Annotated in this window: 25 protein-coding genes; 12 read left to right on the forward strand and 13 right to left on the reverse strand. The window is 44.9% G+C overall.

The window, feature by feature from the left end:
* The first annotated feature begins 28 nt into the window (after positions 1 to 28).
* A complete protein-coding gene (locus V7R88_RS10705; RefSeq protein WP_057717326.1) occupies positions 29 to 349 on the forward strand; it encodes a helix-turn-helix domain-containing protein in 321 nt (106 codons plus the stop codon).
* 162 nt (positions 350 to 511) lie between these two features.
* Here V7R88_RS10705 and V7R88_RS10710 read toward each other — a convergent pair whose 3' ends face one another.
* The 5 genes from V7R88_RS10710 to V7R88_RS10730 all read right to left on the reverse strand — a co-directional run bounded on the left by V7R88_RS10710 (position 512) and on the right by V7R88_RS10730 (position 6,718).
* A complete protein-coding gene (locus V7R88_RS10710; RefSeq protein WP_003645904.1) occupies positions 512 to 709 on the reverse strand; it encodes a DUF2929 family protein in 198 nt (65 codons plus the stop codon).
* A 209-nt stretch (positions 710 to 918) separates the two neighbouring features.
* Positions 919 to 2,067 carry a glycosyltransferase gene (locus tag V7R88_RS10715; RefSeq protein ID WP_044432928.1) on the reverse strand — a complete coding sequence of 383 codons (1,149 nt, stop codon included), beginning with the start codon at positions 2,065 to 2,067 and terminating at the stop codon, positions 919 to 921.
* Between the two features lie 466 nt (positions 2,068 to 2,533).
* A complete protein-coding gene (locus tag V7R88_RS10720; RefSeq protein ID WP_057717325.1) occupies positions 2,534 to 4,900 on the reverse strand; it encodes a phosphoketolase family protein in 2,367 nt (788 codons plus the stop codon).
* Positions 4,901 to 5,129: 229 nt separating this feature from the next.
* On the reverse strand, positions 5,130 to 5,978 hold the full coding sequence (locus V7R88_RS10725; RefSeq protein ID WP_057717324.1) for an alpha/beta hydrolase: 849 nt from the start codon (positions 5,976 to 5,978) through the stop codon (positions 5,130 to 5,132).
* A gap of 14 nt (positions 5,979 to 5,992) precedes the next feature.
* Positions 5,993 to 6,718, reverse strand: coding sequence for a GntR family transcriptional regulator (locus V7R88_RS10730; protein WP_003642638.1), 726 nt, complete (start codon positions 6,716 to 6,718; stop codon positions 5,993 to 5,995).
* 124 nt (positions 6,719 to 6,842) lie between these two features.
* Between V7R88_RS10730 and ybaK the strand changes: the two genes are divergently transcribed.
* Both ybaK and V7R88_RS10740 read left to right on the forward strand, forming a co-directional pair.
* On the forward strand, positions 6,843 to 7,346 hold the full coding sequence (gene ybaK, locus V7R88_RS10735; protein ID WP_011101872.1) for a Cys-tRNA(Pro) deacylase: 504 nt from the start codon (positions 6,843 to 6,845) through the stop codon (positions 7,344 to 7,346).
* Positions 7,347 to 7,350: 4 nt separating this feature from the next.
* A complete protein-coding gene (locus tag V7R88_RS10740) occupies positions 7,351 to 8,130 on the forward strand; it encodes a hypothetical protein (RefSeq protein WP_021356259.1) in 780 nt (259 codons plus the stop codon).
* Between the two features lie 172 nt (positions 8,131 to 8,302).
* Here V7R88_RS10740 and V7R88_RS10745 read toward each other — a convergent pair whose 3' ends face one another.
* The 3 genes from V7R88_RS10745 to V7R88_RS10755 all read right to left on the reverse strand — a co-directional run bounded on the left by V7R88_RS10745 (position 8,303) and on the right by V7R88_RS10755 (position 10,419).
* Entirely contained in the window at positions 8,303 to 8,959 is a 657-nt protein-coding gene (locus V7R88_RS10745) for an HD domain-containing protein (RefSeq protein ID WP_054397950.1), read from the reverse strand.
* Positions 8,960 to 8,968: 9 nt separating this feature from the next.
* Complete coding sequence (locus tag V7R88_RS10750) at positions 8,969 to 9,718, reverse strand: LytR/AlgR family response regulator transcription factor (RefSeq protein ID WP_003642634.1); 750 nt, start codon at positions 9,716 to 9,718, stop codon at positions 8,969 to 8,971.
* A gap of 176 nt (positions 9,719 to 9,894) precedes the next feature.
* The gene (locus tag V7R88_RS10755; protein ID WP_003642633.1) at positions 9,895 to 10,419 is read right to left on the reverse strand and encodes a DUF1836 domain-containing protein; all 525 of its coding nucleotides are present in this window, start codon (positions 10,417 to 10,419) and stop codon (positions 9,895 to 9,897) included.
* 150 nt (positions 10,420 to 10,569) lie between these two features.
* On the opposite strand from V7R88_RS10755, the gene V7R88_RS10760 reads away from it, so the two are divergent.
* Positions 10,570 to 10,932: a hypothetical protein gene (locus V7R88_RS10760; RefSeq protein WP_057717323.1), complete on the forward strand. Its 363-nt coding sequence runs from the start codon at positions 10,570 to 10,572 to the stop codon at positions 10,930 to 10,932.
* A 270-nt stretch (positions 10,933 to 11,202) separates the two neighbouring features.
* Here the strand turns inward: V7R88_RS10760 and V7R88_RS10765 are convergent, their stop codons facing one another.
* Positions 11,203 to 11,622, reverse strand: a complete 420-nt coding sequence (locus V7R88_RS10765) for an Hsp20/alpha crystallin family protein (protein ID WP_003642631.1) — start codon at positions 11,620 to 11,622, stop codon at positions 11,203 to 11,205.
* Positions 11,623 to 11,650: 28 nt separating this feature from the next.
* Positions 11,651 to 11,992, reverse strand: coding sequence for a hypothetical protein (locus tag V7R88_RS10770; RefSeq protein WP_003642630.1), 342 nt, complete (start codon positions 11,990 to 11,992; stop codon positions 11,651 to 11,653).
* 238 nt (positions 11,993 to 12,230) lie between these two features.
* Between V7R88_RS10770 and V7R88_RS10775 the strand changes: the two genes are divergently transcribed.
* Together V7R88_RS10775 and nrdI are read left to right on the forward strand one after the other, a co-directional pair.
* The gene (locus V7R88_RS10775) at positions 12,231 to 13,598 is read left to right on the forward strand and encodes a hemolysin family protein (RefSeq protein ID WP_003644710.1); all 1,368 of its coding nucleotides are present in this window, start codon (positions 12,231 to 12,233) and stop codon (positions 13,596 to 13,598) included.
* Between the two features lie 307 nt (positions 13,599 to 13,905).
* Complete coding sequence (nrdI, locus tag V7R88_RS10780) at positions 13,906 to 14,391, forward strand: class Ib ribonucleoside-diphosphate reductase assembly flavoprotein NrdI (RefSeq protein WP_054397954.1); 486 nt, start codon at positions 13,906 to 13,908, stop codon at positions 14,389 to 14,391.
* Positions 14,392 to 14,498: 107 nt separating this feature from the next.
* Here the strand turns inward: nrdI and V7R88_RS10785 are convergent, their stop codons facing one another.
* Both V7R88_RS10785 and V7R88_RS10790 read right to left on the reverse strand, forming a co-directional pair.
* The gene (locus tag V7R88_RS10785) at positions 14,499 to 16,091 is read right to left on the reverse strand and encodes a cation:proton antiporter (RefSeq protein WP_003642627.1); all 1,593 of its coding nucleotides are present in this window, start codon (positions 16,089 to 16,091) and stop codon (positions 14,499 to 14,501) included.
* Between the two features lie 157 nt (positions 16,092 to 16,248).
* Positions 16,249 to 17,412, reverse strand: a complete 1,164-nt coding sequence (locus V7R88_RS10790) for an MDR family MFS transporter (protein ID WP_054397956.1) — start codon at positions 17,410 to 17,412, stop codon at positions 16,249 to 16,251.
* A gap of 343 nt (positions 17,413 to 17,755) precedes the next feature.
* Between V7R88_RS10790 and V7R88_RS10795 the strand changes: the two genes are divergently transcribed.
* From V7R88_RS10795 to zwf, 4 genes are all read left to right on the forward strand, one after another.
* Positions 17,756 to 18,133, forward strand: a complete 378-nt coding sequence (locus V7R88_RS10795; protein WP_003642625.1) for a MerR family transcriptional regulator — start codon at positions 17,756 to 17,758, stop codon at positions 18,131 to 18,133.
* A gap of 85 nt (positions 18,134 to 18,218) precedes the next feature.
* Positions 18,219 to 19,163, forward strand: coding sequence for an NADP-dependent oxidoreductase (locus V7R88_RS10800; protein ID WP_003642624.1), 945 nt, complete (start codon positions 18,219 to 18,221; stop codon positions 19,161 to 19,163).
* Between the two features lie 422 nt (positions 19,164 to 19,585).
* Positions 19,586 to 19,933 carry an SdpI family protein gene (locus tag V7R88_RS10805; RefSeq protein WP_054397723.1) on the forward strand — a complete coding sequence of 116 codons (348 nt, stop codon included), beginning with the start codon at positions 19,586 to 19,588 and terminating at the stop codon, positions 19,931 to 19,933.
* Positions 19,934 to 20,050: 117 nt separating this feature from the next.
* Entirely contained in the window at positions 20,051 to 21,535 is a 1,485-nt protein-coding gene (gene zwf / locus V7R88_RS10810; RefSeq protein WP_003644713.1) for a glucose-6-phosphate dehydrogenase, read from the forward strand.
* A gap of 223 nt (positions 21,536 to 21,758) precedes the next feature.
* On the opposite strand, the gene V7R88_RS10815 is transcribed toward zwf, so the two are convergent.
* Positions 21,759 to 23,123, reverse strand: coding sequence for a PLP-dependent aminotransferase family protein (locus V7R88_RS10815; RefSeq protein ID WP_054397726.1), 1,365 nt, complete (start codon positions 23,121 to 23,123; stop codon positions 21,759 to 21,761).
* 97 nt (positions 23,124 to 23,220) lie between these two features.
* Between V7R88_RS10815 and V7R88_RS10820 the strand changes: the two genes are divergently transcribed.
* Positions 23,221 to 24,393, forward strand: a complete 1,173-nt coding sequence (locus tag V7R88_RS10820; protein WP_072535381.1) for an aminotransferase class I/II-fold pyridoxal phosphate-dependent enzyme — start codon at positions 23,221 to 23,223, stop codon at positions 24,391 to 24,393.
* 4 nt (positions 24,394 to 24,397) lie between these two features.
* Positions 24,398 to 25,267, forward strand: a complete 870-nt coding sequence (gene dapA / locus V7R88_RS10825) for a 4-hydroxy-tetrahydrodipicolinate synthase (protein ID WP_060599240.1) — start codon at positions 24,398 to 24,400, stop codon at positions 25,265 to 25,267.
* The last annotated feature ends 76 nt before the right edge of the window (positions 25,268 to 25,343 follow it).

Below are 25,343 nucleotides of genomic sequence, written 5' to 3' on the forward strand. Positions count from 1 at the left end.
GACGCTTAATGGATTAAGGAGGATTCCCATGTTAACCGAGATAGGCAAAATCATTCGGCAACGCCGACAGCAACACGGCATCACCATCGAGCAATTGGCCGAACAATCGAATGTTTCAATCTCGCTAATTTCTCGACTCGAACGTGGTAAGGTCGATAACATTAAACTACAAAGTTTGACCGCAATCGCTGAAACTCTGAATTTAAAAATAGCGGACTTCTTTCGCGACGAGCTTCTCCAATCACCTAATATTGTTGCATTACTCGACTACCTGAGTGATCTGCCAGCCCATCAACGTGAAGAACTTGCCGGTACGTTACTCAAACTACTCCGACTATCCAAATCGTGAGCATTTGCGCAACGCACTCCGGACAGTTAGTTCACCATTGAACCCCGTGATTCATCTACACTAAAAAATGATTCACCTTCCTCTGACAAGAAGGCGAATCATTTTTAATTTATCAAGCTTGATAACGGTCGGCTAAGCGCCCTTAAAGCCAGCATACAGTTCTTAATGGTGCGTTGTCACTAATAACCCACTCATCACTGCCAATATGATACCCACCGCCATGGCTTTGAGTGGTTCACGAACGATGGGGGTGGCGGTCAAAGCCTCGACCATCGCCCCACCTAAATACGTTACAACGAGCCCCAATACGGCGCCCCAAAAGATTGTGACTAGTAAACTAGCCAGCCACGTTGTCTTCAATAGCAAGCTCCTCCAATGCGGTCAGGCAGGGCTGACCTTTTGATTGAGTGTATCAAAGTCGTCACGCGTTTGCAAATTGATTAATAGAATTCATAACTTTTATATAATAGTTCTATCAAAAGAAAATCCCCACCATCAATGACAAAAAAGCTCAGCACCAACCATTCAGGTCCTAAGTACTGAGCGATTATCATGACCGCTATGACAGGCTAATGCCCCCCACTACTCAAATCCGCAGGCCAATTTGATTCGACGACCGTTTGCGGAACATATTGGCGATTCAATAGTGCCAGCCACTGCCGGACAATCTTGCTCAAGGTAAAGTCATGACTGCGTTGCCGAGCGCGCGCGGCATATTCAGCGCGACAGTCAAAATCAGTTAACAGTGGCATTAAGCCAGTAATCAGAGCATTAACATCGCGGGCCGGAGTCAACACACCGTACTGGCCACCCTGCAAGTACTCGGCTGAGCCAGTATTCCACATTGAGACGATCGGTAACCCCATCGTCATCGCTTCCCCCATAACTAATGGCATCCCTTCCCAACGCGAAGTCATCATGAAGACACTCGCCTGTTGATAATGCGCCCGTAACTCAGTATCTTTCAGCGCACCCCGATAAATAATGCGGTCACGAACATCGAGTTCAGCCATCAACCGATTGAACGTCGCTAATTGGTCTTCGGGACCAGTCCCCGCGACTGCAATTTGCCAATCATCGGGCAAGGCTCGCGCAACTGTCAACAAATAATCGAGCCCCTTATGTTGCAGGTCAATACGACCAGTGTAGGCAATGATATGTTGCGCCAAGTCGGCCTGCTGACCATGAGCTTGCATGGTTGGTGGATTATAAAACTTGACCGTATGGGCGTTAAAACGTGAGTAGCCTTCCCAATCATAATCGGTCAATGTCACGACCGTATCAGCCGCTAAGAGCCCTGCGACCAGTTCATCTTGCATTTGGACGTAATACTGATTGAGGTAGATATCAACATTATTGTGCATCCACGCAATGACATTGACCCGTGGAAAACGCTGTTTGATTGCCGGAGCAAAACTCGTCAGTAAGCCTCCCGGGAGAATAACGGCATCGTAAGCTCCCGACCCAATCGTCGTGAGTAAATCATCTATTTGAGGCGCATAAACGGTCAACGGATCAGCGCCAAAGTAATTAAGTACCGTCGCACTTGCAGGCCGGCGCGCCGTGATAAGCGGTGCGCTCAGTTCATAAAAAGACCGGGGTTGGGCCAAGGAGTAAAAAGCAACCTCGGCTTGCGAGGTCAACGCATTACCGAGGACCGTCGCCGCTCGTTTGACACCATCCATCACTAAATTCTCGACTGTTATCAAAATTTTCATTAGCATCGTTGACTGGCGATTAAACAACCAGTCGCTCCTTTCCACATAAACTCGGTTCATGGAACCGGAATCGACGATGTTAGGCTGAGCTGATTGCGTCAGACCCGTTCATCCTTAACTAATCACCATCACTAGTATCAGCTTAGGTAGCGTTATTATAACAGGAATAATTAAAAACCAATTAAAATATGCTCACAATTCACATTATGCTAGTCATTGCAAGTTGCTTCTTGATTAAACGTCAGTTAGCTAGGTTCTGATTAAGACGTCATAGGCTACATTCCAGCACCAATCAGTACTTGTTGACATACCACTAGTATTGCTTGATATACACGCAATCTGAAATAAGTCGCCCATGCTGAGTTGACAGTATCCAATCGACACAATTAATAGCGCACAAAAATAGCGTTGCTACTGGAGGCACAGGCCAGTAGCAACGCTATTTTCAAATTAAGATTTTAACTGCTTATTTTAAACCCTTCCATTGCCAATCATTAACTTCTGGCAAGTCAGTTCCGGCATCCCGGATATAGGCATTGTGTTTAGCAAGCATATTATCCATGGATTGAACGAAGGCCGCACCAGTGTTTTCCATTGCTGGTTGCGCCGCAATAGCCGTCTTAGCTAAGTCGAAGCGGTCCATCTGGTTCATGACCCGTACGTCGAATGGTGTGGTAATATCACCATTTTCACGGTAACCGTGGACGTATAAGTTATGGTTGTGACGATCAAAGAAGATGTCACGAACTAAGTCTTCGTAACCGTGGAAAGCAAAGACCACTGGTTTGTCCTTAGTAAAGTAATGGTCAAACTCAGCATCCGACAAGCCCCGTGGATCCTTTTCAGGACTACGTAACTTCAAGATGTCGACCACGTTCACGAAACGAATCTTCATCTCTGGGAAACTGTCGTGTAGTAATTGGATAGCAGCCAACGTTTCAAGTGTTGGTTCCGTCCCAGCAGCTGCAAAGACAATGTCTGGTTCGCTACCTTGGTCCGTACTTGCCCAATCAATGATACCAAGACCATTGTCAACTAATTGCTTAGCTTCTTCAATGCTGAACCATTGTTGACGTGGGTGTTTTGACGTAACCACGTAGTTGATCTTTTCTTGGCTCCGGAAAATGACGTCACCGACAGCTAATAACGTGTTGGCATCGGCTGGTAAATATTCACGAATGTATTCTGGTTTCTTTTCGGCCAAATGAGTTAATGCACCCGGATCTTGGTGGGTGTAACCATTATGGTCTTGTTGGAATACAGTTGAAGCCGCGATAATGTTAAGTGATGGGTACTTTTTACGCCAATCAAGTTCATTGGCTTTACGTAACCACTTGAAGTGTTGCGTCAACATTGAATCCACAACGCGTAGGAAGGCTTCATAACTGGCAAATAACCCATGACGTCCAGTTAAGACGTAACCTTCTAACCAACCTTCAGCTTGGTGTTCAGATAACTGAGCATCTAAGACCCGGCCAGCTGGTGCTTCATATTGGTCACTATCTGGATGAATGTCTTCCATCCATTGACGATTAGTGGTTTCGAAGACACCATATAAGCGGTTAGACATGGTTTCATCAGGTCCGAACAACCGGAAGTTATCAGGATTCTTCTTGATGACATCCCGCAAATAGTCTGACCAAACGATCATATCTTGCTTAACATTCGCGCCTTCTTTGGACGTATCAACCGCATAATCACGGAAGTTTGGTAAGTTCAAGGCTTTCGGATCGACCCCACCATTGGTGATTGGGTTAGCAGCCATCCGACTGTCCCCAGTAGGAATAATTTCTTTAATATCATCCTTCAAAGAGCCATCTTCATTGAAGAGTTCTTTTGGTTGATATGATTCGAGCCAATCAACTAAAGCATCCGCATGTTCCATGTCATTTTGATCAACAGGAATCGGAATTTGATGAGCACGGAATGAACCTTCGATCTTATCACCGTCCCATGACTTCGGACCAGTCCAGCCCTTAGGTGCGCGGAAGACGATCATTGGCCATACTGGCAATGTCGCATCGTCATTTTCGCGAGCATGCTTCTGGATTGCCTTGATCTTTTCAACGGCTTCATCCATGGCCTTAGCTAAGGCTGGGTGAACCTTTTCAGGATCGTCACCTTCAACGAAGATTGGTTCCCAATTCATGCTTTCGAAGTATTCCTTAATCTTAGCATCAGAAGTCCGACCAAAAATCGTTGGGTTAGAAATCTTAAAACCATTTAAGTTCAAGATTGGTAAAACAGCCCCGTCGTTGATTGGGTTAATGAACTTCGTTGATTGCCATGAAGTTGCTAATGGACCCGTTTCGGATTCCCCATCACCAACAACAACCGCGGCGATTTCGTCAGGATTGTCAAGAATTGCCCCAACCCCGTGTGAAATTGAGTAACCAAGTTCGCCACCTTCATGGATTGAACCGGGTGTTTCAGGTGCCGCATGGGAAGCAACCCCACCTGGGAATGAGAATTGCTTGAAGAGCTTTTGCATTCCTTCAACATCCTGCGTAATTTCTGGATAAATATCGGTGTAAGTACCGTCAAGGTAAGAGTTTGAAACCATCACTTGACCACCATGACCTGGACCTTCAACGTAGAACATCTTCAAACCGTACTTGTTGATGACCCGGTTAAGATGAGCATAGATAAAGTTTTGACCGGCAATCGTCCCCCAGTGACCAATTGGATGAACCTTAACGTCACTGGCCTTCAATGGCCGTTGTAATAGTGGATTATCTTTTAAATAAAGTTGACCAACTGATAAGTAGTTGGCAGCACGCCAGTACTTATCAACTTTTTGCAAATATGCTGGTGATGAGTAATCTGTTGTCATTTCAAAAACACTCCTTAATTTGCTTTTCACTTGAACGCTAACTGTTTAAATGTTTTCGTTTACAAGTTCTATTTTAACAACTCATTTCAAAAAATCAACCTTTTTGTTAATTGGAACGGTCCAATTTTATAAATTAAAACAAAAAAACAAGGCTCATCCCTTGGGACACCTTGCTTTTAGATTAATATATTTTTTAATAATTTGTACACAGAATGATTGAAGCAGCCCATCAATTAGCTTTAATATGCCCAGAATTAACACCGGCGCCCTGATTAGTTAGTGGCAACCAGTTCAGTGCTTTTAATAGATAGCGGTCCCAGAAATCCCACTCGTGCGCTCCAGAACCGACTACATATTCATGCGAAACTTTTTTGGCCGTTAGAAAATGATCAAATTCATCATTCGCTGGCTTTAAGCCGTCCTGATCGCCAATCGCCATAAAAATCGCGGGTAAAGCGACGTGAGCTGCCAGTAATTTAGTTACGAGCACTTGCGGGTTTAATTCCGAATGACCAGCAGCTGCTAGATCTGGGCCAAAAACGCCATGCTGATATGCGGCCGTTTCCGCAAACCACTGAGGTTTTGCCGGTAACTTTTCCATTCCGGGTCGCACATTCAGTCCGGCTGATAAACTCACAATGGCCCCAAAAGTATCGTGAAATTTTAGTCCGTTATACAGCGCCCCGTAACCACCCATTGATAATCCGCCAATAAAAGTTTGGTCACGCTGGTGTGATAGTGGAAACGTCCGGCGTGTAAAATCAATCAATTCCTGACCAATAAATTGACTATACGTCTCCCCAGACCAAGGATGATCAGTATAGAAACTATTCTCGCCCGCTGGCATCACGACAGCCAGGTTCCGTTCGTCGGCCCAGCGCTGGATTCGTGTGCCACTAATCCAGTCGACTTCACTACCTAAGATACCGTGCAATAAGTACAGGGTGGCAAACGGACCCTGAATCGGGCGCGGCACGCCCTGCTCATCTGGGACCAATTTATCCGTTGGTAAACACACCATCAGGGGAACGGTCCGGTGTAAACTAGCCGCCATAAAATTAATACGAATCAGTGCCATGACACCTCAGACTCCTAACTATTCGTTGACACAAACGTTGTATACTTCATATATTGATAATGTAATCGCATATTAGACACTTCAAAGGGTGTCCCATCATCTAAAAAGAAGATCCCACTCATCAGGCCCACCGGTTCATTCGGCTGCAAATGTAGCAACTCTTGATCAGTCGTATTGGACGCATCGGCCGCAATCGATAAGAATGATTTGGTCACTGCGGCGTGCAAGGTCTTTTGCACGTAATTAAAGATCGATCCACTGACCACTTGTCGGTTCAACTGGGGCACAAGCTTGATTGGAATATAGCCACTTTCAATCATGAAAGGCTGGTCATCCAGTAATCGCAGCCGTTTGATTTCATAAACAAACTCGTCAGCAGTTAAAAATAAGTCTTGTTGCAACTCTTGACTTGCAGGAATGACGCGAAAGTCTAATAATTGAATACTGGGCTTAGCACCCTCAGTATTTAAACTGTCCGTAATTCCTAGGTTAGTTCCTTCATACTTAAACGAAGATTGATTTTTAAGATATAATGGATTAATGAACGTTCCCGAACCCCGCTTCTTGAAAATCAGGCCCTTATTGGCTAGCACGTTAAGCGCGCGCTTAATCGAGCTACGACTTACCTGATACTGTTCGCTAAGACTACGTTCATCTGGAAGCTTCTTATCAACAAATTCATTCGCCATGATCCGTTTATTGAGATCATTGATGACTTGTTGATAAACTAGGTCAGCCATTGTAATCCCTCCTTTGAGGTTATTTCATACCTCAAGTATAGCAGAATTAATGGCGTTTGGGTGAATTGTTCCGGTCCATTTATAAAATTGGACCGTATTTTTAATAAATGTGAGGTTAACAATAATGTCAAAAAAGAAGAAAAAAGATCAATTAGGTAAAACACTTGTTGAAAAGATTTTGGATAAAGCAAATATCAGCTATCAACAATATGAATTTCCAACCGAAGCGGAAGGCGACGTTCAACAATTACAAGTCGACCACCTCGGTGTTGACGAACATCATATCTACAAGACCTTAGCGCTGATTGGTAACAAGACTGGTCCCGTCGTCGGTGTCTTGCCGTTAGATGAGCACCTCAGCTATAAAAAATTGGCTAAGCTATCCGGCAACAAAAAAGTTGGCATGATTCCATTAAAGGACTTGGAACGAACTACCGGATACCAACACGGCGCCAACACACCAGTTGGTATTTGGGAAACTAAGAAGTTTCCCATCTACTTAGACGAGACCGCTAAGCAGCAAGGTAAGATTCTCGTATCTTCGGGTAAAATCGGGCGTTCAATTGAAATCGACGCTGATGATCTACGCAAGCTCGTGCACGGCACTTTTGGTCCAATAACGGAGTAGCCTCGTGGATAACTTGATCAAGAATAACGGCATCGTCTTGCTGGTCATCATTGGTTTACCAGGACTATTCGCTTGGTTACTGACGATTATCAACCGACAAACCAAAGCAAATCTGGTCAACCACTACGGTATTAACAGTCAGGTCTACTGTGGTTTTCTGGGCATCATCATCCACGAGCTTAGCCATCTAATCCTCGCACTGATTTTTCGCCACGGCATCCAATCGGTCCGGCTGCTCAAACGCCCTCACCTCCATCCTGAAGATGAGTCGGCGGATGATCTGGCACTAGGCTATGTTAACCATACTTGGAATCGGCACAGCCGGTATCAAGTCATTGGTAACCTGTTCATTGGTGTCGCCCCCATCTTCGGATGCACAGCGGCACTCCTTGGACTAGACTGGCTACTCGCTCCTGGCCTATTTCAAGCCATCTTCAAATTAGCTGATACACCCGAACAACCACAATGGGCTGCAAGTTTTCACGCGTTAACCAGTACGCCAACGAGTTGGTGGCAACTATTAATGTTGCTCTTTCTAACCCTCGTCATTGTGATTGGTGGCTTCGATCTAAGTCCCGCTGACTATCAGAATAGTGCGATCGGGTTGTATAGCACCATCGTCATCATTATCGTGCTGACTACCTTACTGACGTTCATCGGTATCACCGGTTGGATCCATACGTTAGTTACTTGGGGACTAATGGTCGCCATTATCTTGGGCTACTCACTACTCGTGTCCCTACTAGTCATGTTGGTAACCCATCTTCTGACCAACCGTGCCTGATTTAGATTGCCAGCCTTAAAACCAGAATAAGAGCTAAAAAGGCCATCACAAGAATTCACGATACATTCTTGTGATGGCCTTTTTCGTTAGCCAATATAAATGGTAATTGCATCATCTGATAACATGATATCAGCTCAAAGAACTAGTGATTCAACTAGACGTAGGGATGCCATTACGCCTTATCATCCGCCGTCCACTCAGCCTTAAATTGGTCAACAAACTCGTGCATCACCGCTGTCCGGTGGGCTGCCAGTGCTTTGGCAGTATCCGTATTCATGAGAGCTGCTAACTTGAACAACTTTTCATAGAAGTGATTGATAGCCGTGCCGGGCTGGTGTCGATATTGTTCACGCGTCATATGTTCACGTGGCGCAATTGCCGGGTCATAAATTTTTTCACCAACATGACCTGAATAATACAACGCCCGGGCGATCCCGATAGCGCCAATCGCGTCTAACCGATCCGCATCCTGAACGACTTGCCCTTCAAGACTTAATTTTTGAGGGCCGTTGAAGGATTTGCTGAATGACATGTGATCAATAATTGCAAAAATAGCCGTTTGATCGGCAGCCGTAACATTTTGCGCGTTCAATTGATCAATCAAATCTTGATGCGCCTTCGCTGAGTCGGCCATCAATTTATCGTCGATCACATCATGAAGCCAAGCTGCCGCTAAAGTCAGATTTAAATTCGCCCCTTCGGCTTTTGCCAGCCGGCGTGCTAGCCGGTTGACCCGCTGCAAATGATCGCGACCATGCCCACTATGATCGTGAGCAAGCTTTTGCAAAGCATACGTTTGAATTGCTGTTAATTGTGTTTCAGTTATCATACACTCATCCTATCCCTGGGTCTGGTAGTACGCCCGTAACTTCTTGATCGTTCCCCGGCTAAAGGTCAAGTGATCATGATTGTCCATACTAATCACGCCCTTATTAAAATCAACCGTAATCACATGGTCAAGGTTGAGGGCATAACTTTGAAACTCATTAAAAAAATGCATCGCTGTCAGTTGTTCCTTAATCGTATTTAAATTCTTATGCACGACATAGGACTGGGTCGTCGTCACGATTCGCGTGGTCCGCAGCCCATGTTCCTTCTCACAGTAGATGATATCTTTAAGCTTCAGCGTTAATAATAACGCACCACTTCGAATCGTTAAAGTCGGTTCAGCAGATTGCTGTAACATACCTAACCGTTTTTTTACGACTTGTAGGACTCTTTGTACTTCTGGAACAAACTTTGCCTTATCGAACATATTTGTTTTTGAAATAAACCCGGTTGGTGTTGTCATCGCACTCAACGTATCCGGGATCATGTCATCACGCACCGTCACATAGACAATAAACCCATCAGGATCATAATCACGAATCTTAGAGGCCAATTGAATGCCATTGATTTCGCGTTGTAAAACGATATCTAAAAAATAAAGATTTGGTCCGCCGCCATCCTTTACCGCCGCTAACACATCGGTCGGCTGCCATACTGAGACTAACTCATAATTAAAGTGCAATGCCTCCAGCTGTGCCGTAATGATGTCGTTTAACCAGAGACGCTGTTGTTCTTGATCGTCACTGATAAACACCTTCATATCAATCACTCTTCCCAATGTAAAGCAGATTAACAAACAAACCACTGTTGATCCACTCTATCCCAATTTAAATTGCTTACAATCATTTTATATGATACTAAAGCCCCGCCATTCCAGCAACCAAAAAAACACGTATGGACCAAATAACTGACATTACTTGGTCCACCGCATTCGGCTTATTTTTCAATTTGTTGTGGCTTGGTCTGTACTTGATTAAGTCGCAATAATTCATCCGTGCGCAATTTATTAACAATCAGTTGAGCCGCTGCGGTTGTTAAACTGTGACTGAGATCCTGATCAGAAATCGTAATTGGATCATCGGGATGATGAAGTTGATTCGTTAATACCGTAATAAAATTGTCGTAAGCTCGCTTGGGATAGCCAGTCGCAGTCACTTGGTCGATTCCCTGACGAATTTTATCCAGTGGATAACTCGGTTTTAGTAAGCTAATGACAATAATATCCGCCAATTGCATAATTTGATATTTCTTCTTGACTGGTGACAAGATCACTTTATGTTTGACATAATTATTGATCATTGCGGCAGTAACTGGATCAGCACCTAATGGCTGCAACGTTTCATTAATTAATAATAGGACCTGATCCATATATAAGTCAAAGTTCGGTAACTCGATCCACTTCGGCAGAATCACCTTTGCCATGCGGGCCTGCCAATCTGCATAAGTCTCATTAGCTGCCATGCTGCGTCCTCCTCTGATAAATAGGTTACATTAATTATACCTAGATTAACTAGTCTTGTAAACTAGATGACATTGTAAATCACATTAATTTCTGAATATGGTATCATTTATGGGTTAATGCAAATACAAATGAAAAGTAGGTTATGCAGTATGTATGAAATGACCAAAAAGCCCCGTGTCGGTGATGATGTTAAAGAATTGATTCCACAACCAGTGATTGCCGGACTTTGGGACCGTCTCAAAGCGATGCGCAAAGAGAAATTATTGATTGATAGCACGATGGCCATCATGTTCAGTGACGACTACGAAGACAATAAAATTTTCTTCATGACACTTCAAAAATCCGGCTCATTCGCCAATGAATATGAAATGGCCTATGATGGGCCCAAAGACTTCCTCGGCCATGGGACGATTGTTATTATCAAAGACCGTCCCCGTACGATTCAAATGAGCATCTCAGATGCTAATAAAGCTGAAGACACCAATGGCGATGCGACTGATGAGCAAAAGTAGGCTCGCACTTTAAATCACATCATGATTGCTAATAAGCTGCTCAGGTGGTGACCGATATTCACTGACTACCCCGCGCTGAATTGGTACCTGGTTATGCTACAGACTTTCAGATTCGTGCTCATTAGGTTGTCACGACTGATTGCTAGCTCTGTCAACTAGTTGAGACAGCACCTTGCTAACAACACCCCTAAGTGTGCAAAAAAATCCGTTGCCATCAATGTGTATGTACCGAATAAAAGCACCGTCAGAATTCGCTGACGATGCTTTTATTTATTGTATTTCTATCTTACCTTCGCTATCCGCAACGGTTTTTGGCAACGTCACGGTCAGCAGTCCTGCTTGATAATGCGCTTGAATCTCTTCGCGCACGACATTCGTTAGATGAAACTTCCGGGTAAAGTCCGCGTCCATCCGTTCGCGATGGAGTACGCGCCCGTCATCGTTACGATCGTCTTGCGACCGGTGCGCCCGAATAGTTAGCCATTCGTCAGCATACTTCACCGTAATAGCGTCCTTATCAAAACCGGGTAATTCTGCCGTTACGGTGTAATCATCGTCATGTTCAACCACGTCCGTTTTCATCCCAACGTGTGCGTTTAAGACGTTCTCTGCTTCCCGGTGAGCCCGCTTCAATAATTTGGTGGGCTTTAGTAGATCATCCAGATGATGACCGAATAATTGCTGGCGCATGTCAATAACCTCCGTATCAAATCAATTCTTAGTAAGCCTGTTGGTGAATGGCTTCAGCAAGTAAATCTAAGGCATGGTCACGCGTGCCAACTTGATCCATATCAAAGATGATTGAATCAATGTCGCCACCCTTGAAATCAAATTGTTCGAAGTAGATGTACGGGTCTTCGCCTTCAACTTTTAGGAAAGCGGCTTCAATCTTTTGATCAAAACCGGCCGCCCAATCCGCATCGTCCATCTGATTGAAATCTGCACGGGTCACGTAACCACGGTCACGAATTAAATCCATCGCTTTTTTGACATCACTATCTTGATAAACCAATTTCTTCGAATCCTCATGAATCTTAGTTTTCGTTTCTACTGGCATCATTAAAGATCTCCCTTTACTTGGTATACCCTTAGTTTAGCACCATTCATTGGAAACGTTAACCATCTTTCTCGCGATCGCATTATTGGCGCTTAAAAGATTGCCAGTAGGCCCGCTGACTACGATAGACCAATTAATTAACCGTCACGGGGGCTGACAAAACGGGTGATAGGCCTTATAATATTAGCTACTTCGCGTTATACTTAAAGTAACTAATATTTATGAAATGAGGAATGTTTCTTTGGACAGTGGCCAGATAATTTTAAATTTAGTCATTATTGTCATTACGTTCTTCGTCGCGGCTTTCTTTGTGGCCTGTGAGTTTGCACTCGTTCAGACCCGCCCTAGCGCTCTCGAAGAAGAACAAAAAAAACGTGATAAACCGTCAAAACGGATCGCAACTTCTTTGCACATGGTCCGCAACCTTAACGAGTATCTTTCAACCACCCAAGTGGGGGTCTCGTTAGCTGGTATCATTTTAGGTTGGATTGGTGAACAAACAACTGAACACTTTGTGCTTGATTTCTTATCCCTCTTCAACCTATCCGTCTCAACCGCGGTATTACGAGGTATTAGTATCGTCATTGGGGTTTTCCTACTGACCTACTTAGAAGTGGTCTTAACCGAAATCGTGCCTAAAAATATCGCAATCGACATGCCACTCAAAGTAATGGCGGTTATTACGACACCATTACGGTGGTTCCACGTGATGTTCTACCCCTTCGTATGGTTGTTGAATGTCTCATCAGCTGGCGTCGTCAAAATGTTAGGCATCCCAGTTGCGAATGAAGATAACGATGTTTATTCACAAGCCGAAATTCTTAACCTATCACGAAATGCCGTAACTGGCGGTGAGCTTGAACGTAACGATTACCTTTACATGGAGCGGGCATTTGAGTTCAATGACAAGATTGCTAAGGATATCATGATCGACCGTACTCAGCTAGTTGTGATTGATATCAACGATACCGTCAAGCAAGCCATTCGCGTTTATTTACAGAAACGCTTTAGCCGCTTACCCGTCGTAGCTAACAATGATAAGGACAAGATTCTGGGTTACGTTTATAACTATGACTTAATTCGCCAAGGTGAAGTTGACGATGATATTCGGGTCAATAAGTTATTGCGTAATATCATTACAATTCCTGAAACTACACCGATTCAAGCCATTCTCCAAAAGATGATCGACAAACAAACGCCGATCGTCGTCGTGGTTGATGAATATGGTGGGACCAGTGGAATCGTCACTGATAAGGATATTTACGAAGAACTTTTTGGAACCGTCAATGACGAAATCGACAATGTTTCTAACGAATACATCGAAAAGCAAGCCGATGGCACTTACCGCATCAGTGGTAAGATGACCATCTACGACTTTGAACGCTACTTCAAGACCGACTTACAAGAATTTGAAGATTCCGATGTTGTCACTTTGACCGGTTATATTTTGGATAATTTTCCTAAAATCCAAGCCGGTGATACGATTCAAATCGGTAACTTCAATTTCAAAGCGCTTGATTTTGAAAATGCTTATATCAATTGGTTTGAGGTTAGCGCCCAGACGGATAGCACACCTGACGATCATAATGACGATCAAACACAAGACTAAATATTTACACGCACTACTTAAAATGGCCCTTAAGAAAGTTGATTTCTTAGAGGCCATTTTTTTGTATCCGGCGAACTTCAACTGGTCAACTTTGGTACTTTTATATGATAAGTCGTGTGAATTGCCACTAACCCGTTGTACATAAATTGGATGCGGTTGATTTAAGGGAAAGCCTACTAAAAATTAAGTTTATCTTAAGCCGGCCGTTATCACAACAAACTGCGACGATTCGGAGCCGTAGTCGTTTGCAATTAAGTAGTGCCCAGCGTAAACTAAAACTAATGTAAAACAGAAATGAGGAACTGCTGTGAGTGAATCAACAATCAATATCATTTATATCTCCATTGAAGGCAATACCCGCTCATTTGTCACCGGTATGCAGGATTACGCCAAGACCCAGCATGCAGCTGATGATAACAACCCATTAATTACCTTAAAAGAAATCACCGAACAGTCAGACTTTGCCATTGAGACTGAACCCTACTTCGCCTTTGTCCCAACCTACCTTGACGGTGGTAACGGCATTGACAATGGGGTTAAGGAATTGATGACCAACGTGTTAGGTGAATATCTTAACTACGATCAAAACTCACGGTTCTGTCTCGGAGTTGTTGGTTCTGGTAACCGTAACTTTAACGATCAGTACTGTCTAACCGCTCGGCGTTATGCTGAACAACTTGACACGGACATGATTGCGGATTATGAGCTTCGCGGGACTGCCGTTGATACTGAACGCGTCTATAACGTGATGAAAGACCGTTTGGCCGCCTATTTAGACAATCAAACCTTTTAATCGAATTAACCAAACAATCAAGGTCCAAGTTAGTTTTCGCTAACTTGGACCTTGATTGTGTTCACAGCACGAAGTTGACCAATCGCCTCAGTAACGACGATTTCACGCTATTCCGTTGCCTTATCCTTATCAAATATCGTGGGGCCGATGACTAGTGATTCCGCTAATAAGGTTTCATTGTACAATTTAAAAACGTACTTCTGATACTTGACCTCTCGTTGTGAAATCATATCCAAATATTGCCGTTCTTGTTCAAGTGCATTCATAAATGCCCGCATCTCTAATTCTTTTTCTGCACCAGTAAATTCCGGTCGCCGAACAACGTCAACCCAGGCACGCGCAAAATCACGAGTCCTAGTCCGTTGTTTCTGGGTCATCAAATCAAAAATGACGGATTCTTTCACATTCGACGGCAAATACATTTTCTGAACTGTATCAATCGCGTGGTGAACCATCGCCACCCGAATCTGATCAATCTCACTAGTTGCCTCATCATCAGTCAACGCCGGCTTTAGCAACCAGCGAAAAATAATCGTCGGCACGACCATACTCAGAATAATCAACGTACTAGCAGCCATTAGAACCAAGTTAAAGTCACCACGTCCGACCGCAGTATCGGTTAACGTATAGGCTAAGGCCAGCGTTACCGCACCGTGCACGCCACCTAGCGCAAAAATCCATGCGGGCCGATTCTTGAAGCTCAACCGCAACCGACCGTAGCTGTAACGCACCAGCACATTGCTAATATACAGAACAAGCCCAATCAACAAAAAGTTCAAGGACCCATGCCCGAATTGTTCGTTAACAAGAATTTTGATAAACATGAATCCAAGAACCACAAACACCATGCTATTAAAGATTTCAGTAATCATGCTCACCAAGTCAAAAGCAAAATGAACTTGTTGTGCATTAATTAACCGGCTTCGTTGGGCTTCCGCATTATGCACTAATCCCGCAACCACAACCGTAATGATTCCAGAAACGTGAATCGCCTCAGCAGCATAATACAAAATAAAGGGCGTAATCACGTACATCAACAGCGACGCATTCAACGAATTATACGAAGAGCGTAACAATACTTGCCGAAACAGAACCATGATCCAGGCACTGACAAAACCAAAGAGTACCCCACCCACAGCTGAAATAATAAAATCAATAATCGTTTGCCCATAGTTAATATAGCCATTAGCATACCAGAGAACCGCCATGTTCAATAAGATGATGCCAGAAGCATCATTAAACAACGACTCCATTTTTAAAAAAGTTCCCTCAGTTGATGGCATCTCCAAACCGTTCGTCACCGATTCCATTGCCGTGGCGTCGGTCGGTGTACTGATGGCCGCTAGAATAAAAGCTAACGGCAAGCCGACTAATCCCAGCCCCGCCAAGCTAAATCCCGCGACAATTAAGGCAAGAATGACTAGTCCAACGGTCGTTTGGATAATGTGCTTTAATTCCTTACCAACGGCATTCAGTCGGGTGGCTTGTCCTTCAAAAAACAGGAGTGGCGCAACAATCAGGCCAATAAAGATTTCAGAATTGAAGTTTTCAATATGATTGCTCAAAACTGGAATAAAAAACAAGCCAATACCGACGATCAGACTCAAGTAGTTCACAGATATTTGCGGCATTACCCGGGAAATAAAAATACTAACAACCGCAGCCAACACCAGAATAAAGCTGGAAACCATCAAATTCACGTACTCACCTCATTTTATTAATTAATTCATTTATTCTATCCGATAATGCGCAAATTGTATCGTCAATCGTCTCCATCATCACTTTCACAGAATCAAAAAAGCTTTCAAGGCATTTGACCTTAAAAGCTTTGTTAGTATCACGGGGCCCACCTGCTCCTTAACCATTTAATAAGTGTTCTCGCCGGGCGCGCCACAAGACTAACGCCAAACTACCTAACATTAAGATAGTCACCGTAATAAACAATAACGAGTAGGAGAACTGAGCCACCATCATGCCACCGAACAACGGCCCCACGGCTCGCCCCAATGACAAAGCCATGTTGTATCGGCCTTGATATTTTCCACGCTGATCATCAGCCGCCATATCATCGACCCAGGCGGGGGCAATCGGTAAGCCAATGACCTCCCCGATCGTTAACACCACCATGATAATAATAAAATCGACGTATTGCCGGGCAAATACTAATCCCAAGAATGATAAGGCAAATAGCGTAATGCCCAAGCCAATCTGAGTGCCAATCTTAAATCGTTCGTTGAATAACGCCACGATCGGCTGACTCACAATAATCAACAACCCGTTAATCGTCCAAACTTCACTATACCGGCGGAACGGAATCCCCAAGTTGGTCATGTGCACGGAAAGAATACTTTCCCATAAGGCATAACTCAAATAAATGGTGAAAATCATCAAACAAATCATCCAGATTAATTGACGGTGATTTTTAGGCGTCACATCCCGCTTCTGCGGCGCAGCTTTCTCTGTCCGAACAGTCGGTGTGACGTTAAAGGTGCTTAGCGTAATCGTCATAAGGCCAAGGTAGCAAACTGTTGCCACCATAAACACCACATTGATACCTAGTTCCAATAAGTAACCGACCAATAATGTCCCAATAACGACCCCAACGTTGAGTGCTAAATAAAGCATGTTAAAAACATACCGGTTGGATCTAGTCGTTACCGTTGCGGCATAGGCATTGACGACTGTCATGCTGATACCATCACCAAAGCCGACAATGATCAAGCCAATCGCGTAAGGCCACAAACTATGCCAGAAAATCAACGTTGTTAAAATTGCGGTCGAAATACCACCACCAAGTAGCGCTGTATAATATGGTCGCCAGTGATCAAACAAGCGCCCGCCAATAAAGTTACCAGCAATCATAGCCAACGACATTAAAAAAAGAATAACTCCTGAAAACGTCAAGCTTTGTTTGAGATAATTATGCATGTAGACCGTTGTTAATGGCCACATAAAAGCGGCACCCGCATTATTCAGCAAATTGGCTAGAAACAGCCACCGTAACCGAACTTCTTTTTGCATCTCCTCACCACATTCCTGATTTAAGTTTATTCATTGAGAAAACAATACCCTAAATAGTATACGCCGCCCGACCGTTTTTACCTACCAATCAGGTCGCAAAAGGTGCTGAGTAGTCTACGAAATCATTTTTACTTAAGCCGCGCTTAGCATCAAGTCTTACACTGCATGTTGTTTGTGGTCCCGTCCACAATCGCAACGCTGTAGTCGCAGCCTAGGCCCGTGTTTTGACCATTTGGTGCATTCTAAATGCGGCTCCCACTCGGCGGAGCCGTTTCATTCGTTTTAGTATTGTTCCGAGAAGCACTGACCACGTGTATACTAAAGTCAAAAAGGAGCAATTGACATGAGACTTTTCACCATTCCAGCCGAACAAACGGCATTTAGTACCAAAGAGGTTGTCGTCATCACCGGTATGACCAAGGACGCCCTCCGTTATTATGAACAACAACAGTTGATTGGGCCCGTACCACGCAACCACAACAACTACCGACAGTATTCACGTCAAAATTTAGAGCGTCTACAATTCGTTGCCACTTTTCGGCAATTAGGCCTTGATCTAAAACTACTCAGCGGTGACGGCCACATTCCAAACCGGGCCCAGCGAATCCAAGAACTGAGCTCATATCGTGCTACTGTGAAAAAGCAAATCGCTCAATTACAGGCAACTGATCAGTTTTTAGCACATAAGATTGCTTACTTTGAAGCTTCTCCAAATCATTAACCAACTTTTTTACTTTTTACTTGCTATCGTGTGGACACCATAGTTTATACTAACGGCACACTTAATCAAAGAAGGTTACGATATTATGAAAACAATTGCTATTAACCAATACGGTTCCGCAGATGAATTTACGATGGTCGACATGCCCACGACCGAACCACAAGCTGATGAAGTTCAAGTTGCGATTCACGCCTTTAGTCTCAATCCCATGGATATTGCTGGCCGGATGGGAGCCCTATCCTCACCCTTTACTGACTTATGGGCCTTTCCATTGGTCTTAGGTTGGGATTTCGCTGGTGTCATTACCAAAATGGGCAAGGCCATCACTGGTTTTAACATCGGTGACGCTGTGTTTGGTTCCGCCGCGCCTGCCCACGCAGCTAATAACGGCACTTATGGTGAATTTATTACTGTTAATACTAAAGAATTAGCCCATCTCCCAGCAGGCTTATCATTTGATCAAGCTGCTGCTTTGCCAATCGCTGGACTAACCGCTTATTACGGCATGAAGCACAATCTTAAGCTGCAATCCGGACAGAAGATTCTGGTGCAGGGTGGAGCTGGTGGTGTTGGCCTCTTTGCAATTCAAATTGCTAAAGCCTTTGGCGCTTACGTCGCGACCACCGCTAGTGCTAATCACCGTGACTTGTTAACTCGCCTAGGGGCCGATGAAGTCATTGATTACCACGAAACCGATCCTGCCGCCGTCTTGCACGACTATGATGCCGTTTTTGACACCGTTGGTGATATTGATACTGGTCTCAAGGTTCTAAAAGCTGACGGCCAGCTCGCAACCATTGCCGGCCAACCGACGGACGAGCAGCAACATGATCAACAGAAAAAAGTTGCCTTTCAGTTCACCCAAGGCTCATCACAAGACCTAGCCGACTTAGCCCAATTAGTTGTCAGCGGTCAAGTGAAGCTAACCGTTGCGACATTACCGTTCTCCGTAGCCAATGTCATTAAGGGTCATCGATCCATCGAAAGTCGCCATACGACGGGTAAAATCGTCATTCACGTGACGGATTAACCAATCCTGATACTCGATAACCATGTGCGGATCTTCGGGGGACTCGTCCAGCGGTACAAATGAGCTTTTAGCATGCAGCTCGCATGCTGAAAGCTCATTTGCATTTCGTGCGACCGCTAAACTAAAAACCAGTGACAACCAGGGTTAGTGTGCGGTCGTCAAGCCACCCCCAGCCGATAGCCCCTGGATATCTTCAAAGTCCCCATCGAGATTTCCTTAAAGACTAGTCACAACTGTTTCGACTCCCCCGGCGATTTTGACCGACTCGACCGAGCTTGCCAAAATTAATTCGATAATCCATAAAAATTAATATTGAAATGTCTGGTTTTTGAACCTGATTGTCGACTACCGCCCCCGATGATTGTTATAATATAACTAAACACTGCCAACCGGTGTAATCTTTCAACAATTGAGGTGACAACATGGCGAATAATAGCTTTGGCCTAGCGTTAGGCTTCCTAGTGATTTTGTTACTCTGGATCTATCAACGGGTACGAATGCCGAAGATGCGCTCACTCGCCGGCTACATGTCGCGACGCGCGATTAAAAATGAGGAAACATGGCGGTTCGCACAACGCTTCTATTCAATGTTTGGCATCGAAATCTTTTCCATTTTGTTAATCGGCGCGATTATTGGTGGTCTGTTCAAGATTCCGTTATTGCAAAGCTTTAATTTTCAAGCCATCGCCTTAGCGGTTGGTTTGATCATGCAAAACGTTGCAACTGAGCGTGAACTGAAACACCAGTTCCCAAAATCTCCGCAACATTAGTACTTTATAATTGACCATCACCACGTATGGTTTAATATTAATACGGTAGTTTAATCTGAATTAATGCTTATGAACAAGTACTTGGTTTAAAATATTCTTAGTAAAGAAGTGAAATTGATGAGTAACGAAAAAATTGCCTTATTCACCATCTTTGGCGGTACTGGTGACCTCGCACAGCGTAAACTGTACCCGTCACTATTTAAGCTCTATCAAAAGGGCTATCTCAAGGACCACTTTGCCGTTATTGGGACGGCTCGGCGTCCTTGGACTGATGATCACTATCATGAAGTTATTAGTGACTCCCTAGCTGATCTGAATGCTGATCAGGAAACGGTGACGCAATTTGCGAGCCATTTTTATTATCAATCGCATGACGTTACTGATGCTGAACATTACCGAACTTTGAAAAAATTATCAGAAAAGCTGGACGCCCAATATGGTTTACAAGGCAACCGGATCTTCTACTTAGCAATGGCACCAAACTTCTTCGGTACGATTGCCCAACACTTACGTTCCGAAAATATTCTGACAGATAACGGTTTTAACCGCGTCATTATCGAAAAGCCTTTTGGTCATGATTATGAAAGTGCCAAGGAACTTAACGACCAATTAACGGCTACTTTTAACGAAAATCAGATTTATCGAATTGACCACTACCTTGGTAAAGAAATGATTCAAAATATCACGGCCATTCGTTTTGGCAATAATATTTGGGAATCATTATGGAACAACCGTTACATCGACAATGTCCAAATTACGTTAAGTGAAAAACTGGGTGTCGAAGAACGGGCCGTTTACTATGATAACAGCGGTGCCTTGCGGGATATGGTCCAAAATCACATTTTGCAAATTTTGAGTCTGTTAACAATGGATCAACCAGTTGAATTCACTGAAAATGATATCGACGTGGAAAAGGTCAAGGCTTTACGGAGCTTACGACCACTTAAACCAGAAGAAGTCGCAACCAACTTTGTCCGTGGTCAATACGGTGCCGGCGATGATGCTAAAGCTTACCGCGACGAAGATAAGATTTCATCAGATTCTAACACCGATACTTTCGTCGCTGGTAAAGTCATGATCGATAATTATCGGTGGTCCGGAGTGCCGTTTTACATCCGGACTGGGAAACGCTTAGCCGATAAGTTCACGCGAATCGACGTGGTGTTCAAACGGCCAGTCGTCAATATCTTCAATCATGAAGACGTCCGAGCTAATGACGACGCAGCAACCAGTCTCGATCCAAACATCTTGACAATCAACGTTGAACCGACTGAAGGCTTCGAGCTCCGCATGAATGCTAAAGCAATCGGCCAAGGCTTCGCAACCACCCCGGTCAAGTTGAATTATTCACACGATGCTGAAGCCACGGCTGGTAGCCCAGAAGCTTACGAACGTTTGCTTCACGATGCCTTAAATGGCGACGCAACCAACTTTACCCACTGGCAAGAGGTTGCCGATTCGTGGAAATTTGTTGACGTCATTCAAAAATACTGGGATGAACATCAACCCGAATTTCCAAACTACCGCCCTGGTACAATGGGACCAGATGCGGCCGATGAATTATTACGTCAAGATGGTCACCGCTGGGTCTACCGCAACTAGCCGTCCTAACATAGTCACTTAAATGGTTTAATAAAAAGGACCAGTTACCAACACTTGCCTAACAACGTGTTGATAACTGGTCCTTTTTATATCGCTTTAACAATTGAATGGGTTGCTGCCCGTCGGCAATACACGTTTATTTTGACCTTCGGGATTGCGCCTGCGGATTAGCTTGACTAGCGCCGCAATAATCCCTAACACCACCCGTTCCGCTTATAAACGCCTACCCTACCAGTTGTTCACAAACTTGAACCAACCGTTTGACACCGGTCGTCAACTCTGACAGTGTCAGCCCGGCAAACCCTAACAAGTAATAATCCGTCGTGGGCATGTCGCGCCAATTGGAGTTAAGCGGATAAATCCGAACCTGTTGCTGTTCTAGGGCTTCTAATAATTTAGCCTGTGCAATGCCTGGAATCTGAACAACTAAGTGTACCCCCGCGCCGGTTGCAATTGGCCGGATCCGCTTAGTTTGCGCTAACTGTTGACAAAGTACCCGATACTTTTGTCGATTAGCAGCTCGGTTTCGACTAAGGTGCCGATAATACGCCCCATCTTCAAAATAATTAGCCATTGCTTGTTGTAACAGGCCGGCCACCATTTCAGCCCGATATTGATACTGTTGATGATAAGTTGCCACCAGTTGTGGTGGTAAGACCAAATATCCCATCCGTAATGTCGGATCAATGCCCCGCGAAAATGTCCCCAAATAAGCCACCTGGTTGGCCGTTGCTAGTGACTGTAGCGCGGGTAATGGGTGCGCACTGTAGCGGTATTCACTATCATAATCATCCTCAATGATGAGATGCTGAGTCCCCGCCCATTGTAACAACGCTAATCGTTTCTCGATGGGCAAGACGACTCCTAATGGAAATTGATGGCCGGGGGTCGTATAAATGATCTGAGGATTACGCTCACGAACTTGTGTCAAATCGAGCCCATCTTCCGTCACTCTGATGGGGACCGCCATCTGTCCATAACTAGCCGCCAATTCGGATAAACCGCGGTAGCCCGGATTCTCAATCCCGACCGTTCCGCGTGGCAAGATACTAAGTAGAATACTGAGACCTGCCTTAGCCCCACTCGTGATGACAATCTGGTCCGCTGTGCACCGCACACCACGAGTCGTTTTCAAAAATCGAACCAAGTTTTCACGTAAAGCCGGTAAGCCCTGCGCATCCGGATAAACGGCCGTTGGTTGCTGCTCAGTCTGACGCAACGCTAGTCGGACAGCCCGTTTCCAAGCGTTCCAACTTGGCGATAACAACTGAGTCACACCATACCGAAAATCATAAGTGAACGCCCTGGGTTTAGTGGGCTGTGGCACAGTCTCCAGCGCCTGTTTAGCTGCTGGCCAGTGTGTCCGATCGCGATAAAAGTAGCCACTCCCGGGAACGGTATAAACATAGCCCTCTGCTAGCAACTGATCGTAAGCTTGTTCGACAGTGGTCTTGGAAACACCCAAATTTTGTGCCATTTTACGAATTGACCATAACTGGTGGTTGGCTTGAGTAGCATCATAGTCATCACGCATCTGCTGGTATAACTGAATATATAACGGTGTCGTTGACTGACGATTTAATGGCATCACACAACTGTCCTTTCATTTTTATCAAAATTGTCTATTTCTAACCGGACGATTGTTGTTTATTATAAACGGTAATCACGTTGAGAGGAAGGTCCTAATGATGAATACAAATATTCGGATCCAACAAATTCAAGTCTCTGGCATCCGACGCTTCGATGAAGCGATCAGTCAAATTCCCGATATTATCAGATTAACGGTCGGCGAACCTGACTTACCCACCCCAAGTCACGTAAAAAAAGCGGCAATTCAAGCTATTCATAATGATTGGACACACTACTCGCCACTAATGGGCTTTGCCGCTTTGCAAGATGCTGCGAGTCACTACTTTCAACAGAAATACCAACTCATCTATGCACCTGAGCAAATCATTGCAACAGTCGGAGCTAGTGAGGCCGTGGCAACGACCCTGCTCACTTTACTTAATCCTGGCGATACCGTCTTATTGCCAACACCGGCCTACACGAGCTATCAACCCGTCGTTGACATCGCAAACGCAAAATTAGCTCCCATTGACACAACCGCAACGGGTTATAAATTAACACCCAGTGCGTTACAAGCTGCGCTAGATGATCACCGTCGCGACCACGTCAAGGCCTTAATTCTAAACTACCCGACCAACCCCACCGGCGTCACGTACACTGATGATGAATTACGGGCTTTGCAAGCCGTCATTGCTACCGCCGGAATCTACGTTATTAGCGATGAGATTTACAGTGAACTAACCTATGAACAGCCCCATACTGCTTTTGCCACACTATATCCAAGCAAAACGATCACAATCAATGGCCTCTCCAAATCGCATGCCATGACTGGTTGGCGACTGGGATTCATCATGGCCCCAAGTAACTTGATTACCGAGATGAAGAAGACCCACCAGTACCTCGTTACTTCAACGAGTTCGATCACCCAAGCAGCGGGGATTGAGGCCCTTACCAACGGTCTAGATGATGGCTCCAAAATGCGTGACATCTATCAAGCACGCCGCGATTACGTCGTCAAACGTCTGAGTGAAATTGGATTCAATTACATTTATCCGACGGGCGCCTTCTATATCTTTGTCCAACTACCGCAGGATTTCCAAGGCACCAGCTGGGACTTTGCGACCCGACTCGCACACGAGGCCCAAGTTGCTGTCGTTCCTGGCTCAGCATTTGGTACGAGTGGCGAGGGTTGGTTCCGGATAAGTTATGCAGCCAGTCAATCGGCACTACGCGAAGGGCTAAATCGTTTAGCCTTATGGCGCGCCCAAACTACCACACAGGAGGATTAGCCACATGAAATTAGCATCCGCACACCTGATTACCGCCATGGTCACCCCATTTGATGACCAACAACACATTGATTTCCACCGCTTAGAGCAACTGATCGAACACTTACTTGCAACTGGCACGGACGGCTTATTAGTCGGGGGCACGACTGGCGAAGGCCCCACGTTGAGCATCGCTGAGAAACGAGATTTATACACGCAGACAGCTAGGATCGTTGCTGGGCGAGTTCCAATCATCGCTAATACGGGGACCAATGACACTGCCGCCACAATTCATTTCACCCACATTGTCAGTCAAATCGAGGGCATCGACGCCGCCCTCGTCGTTGTCCCGCCTTATAACAAACCCAACCAAACCGGGATGATGGCGCATTTTACAGCCATTGCCGAAAAATCAGACTTGCCCATTATAATTTATAATATTCCCGGTCGCGTAGGCGTTAAGATGACGGTCACGACGATTCTCACGTTGGCCCACAACCCCAACATTATTGGGATCAAACAATGTGGTTCCGATGAAGAACTGGCCGCAATTGTTGAAAAGGCGCCTAAAGATTTTCTCGTTTACACGGGCGAAGATGCTCAGAGCTTGACCACCCTCGTCTTGGGTGGTCAGGGAACGATTTCAGTGGCGAGTCATTTATTTGGAAATGAAATGGCGACGATGCGCCGCGCCTTGAACCACGGCGATATCACCCAAGCAGGGCAAATTCAACGACGTTTAATGCCGAAGATGGCAGCACTATTCACACAACCCTCACCGGCACCCGTCAAAGCGGCGCTGAACGCCCAACACTGGTTAGTCGGAAGCACGCGCCTACCAATTTTACCGTTAACCACCAATGAACAAAGTCAACTACTCAACAGCTTAAAATAATGCAGAACGGTTGGTAGTCCCTGGCAAAAGCGCGTATACTGAAACTAAAATAATTAGGAAAGTGGTGACCATGATG

Source organism: Lactiplantibacillus argentoratensis, assembly GCF_037290055.1.
Taxonomy (GTDB): domain Bacteria; phylum Bacillota; class Bacilli; order Lactobacillales; family Lactobacillaceae; genus Lactiplantibacillus; species Lactiplantibacillus plantarum.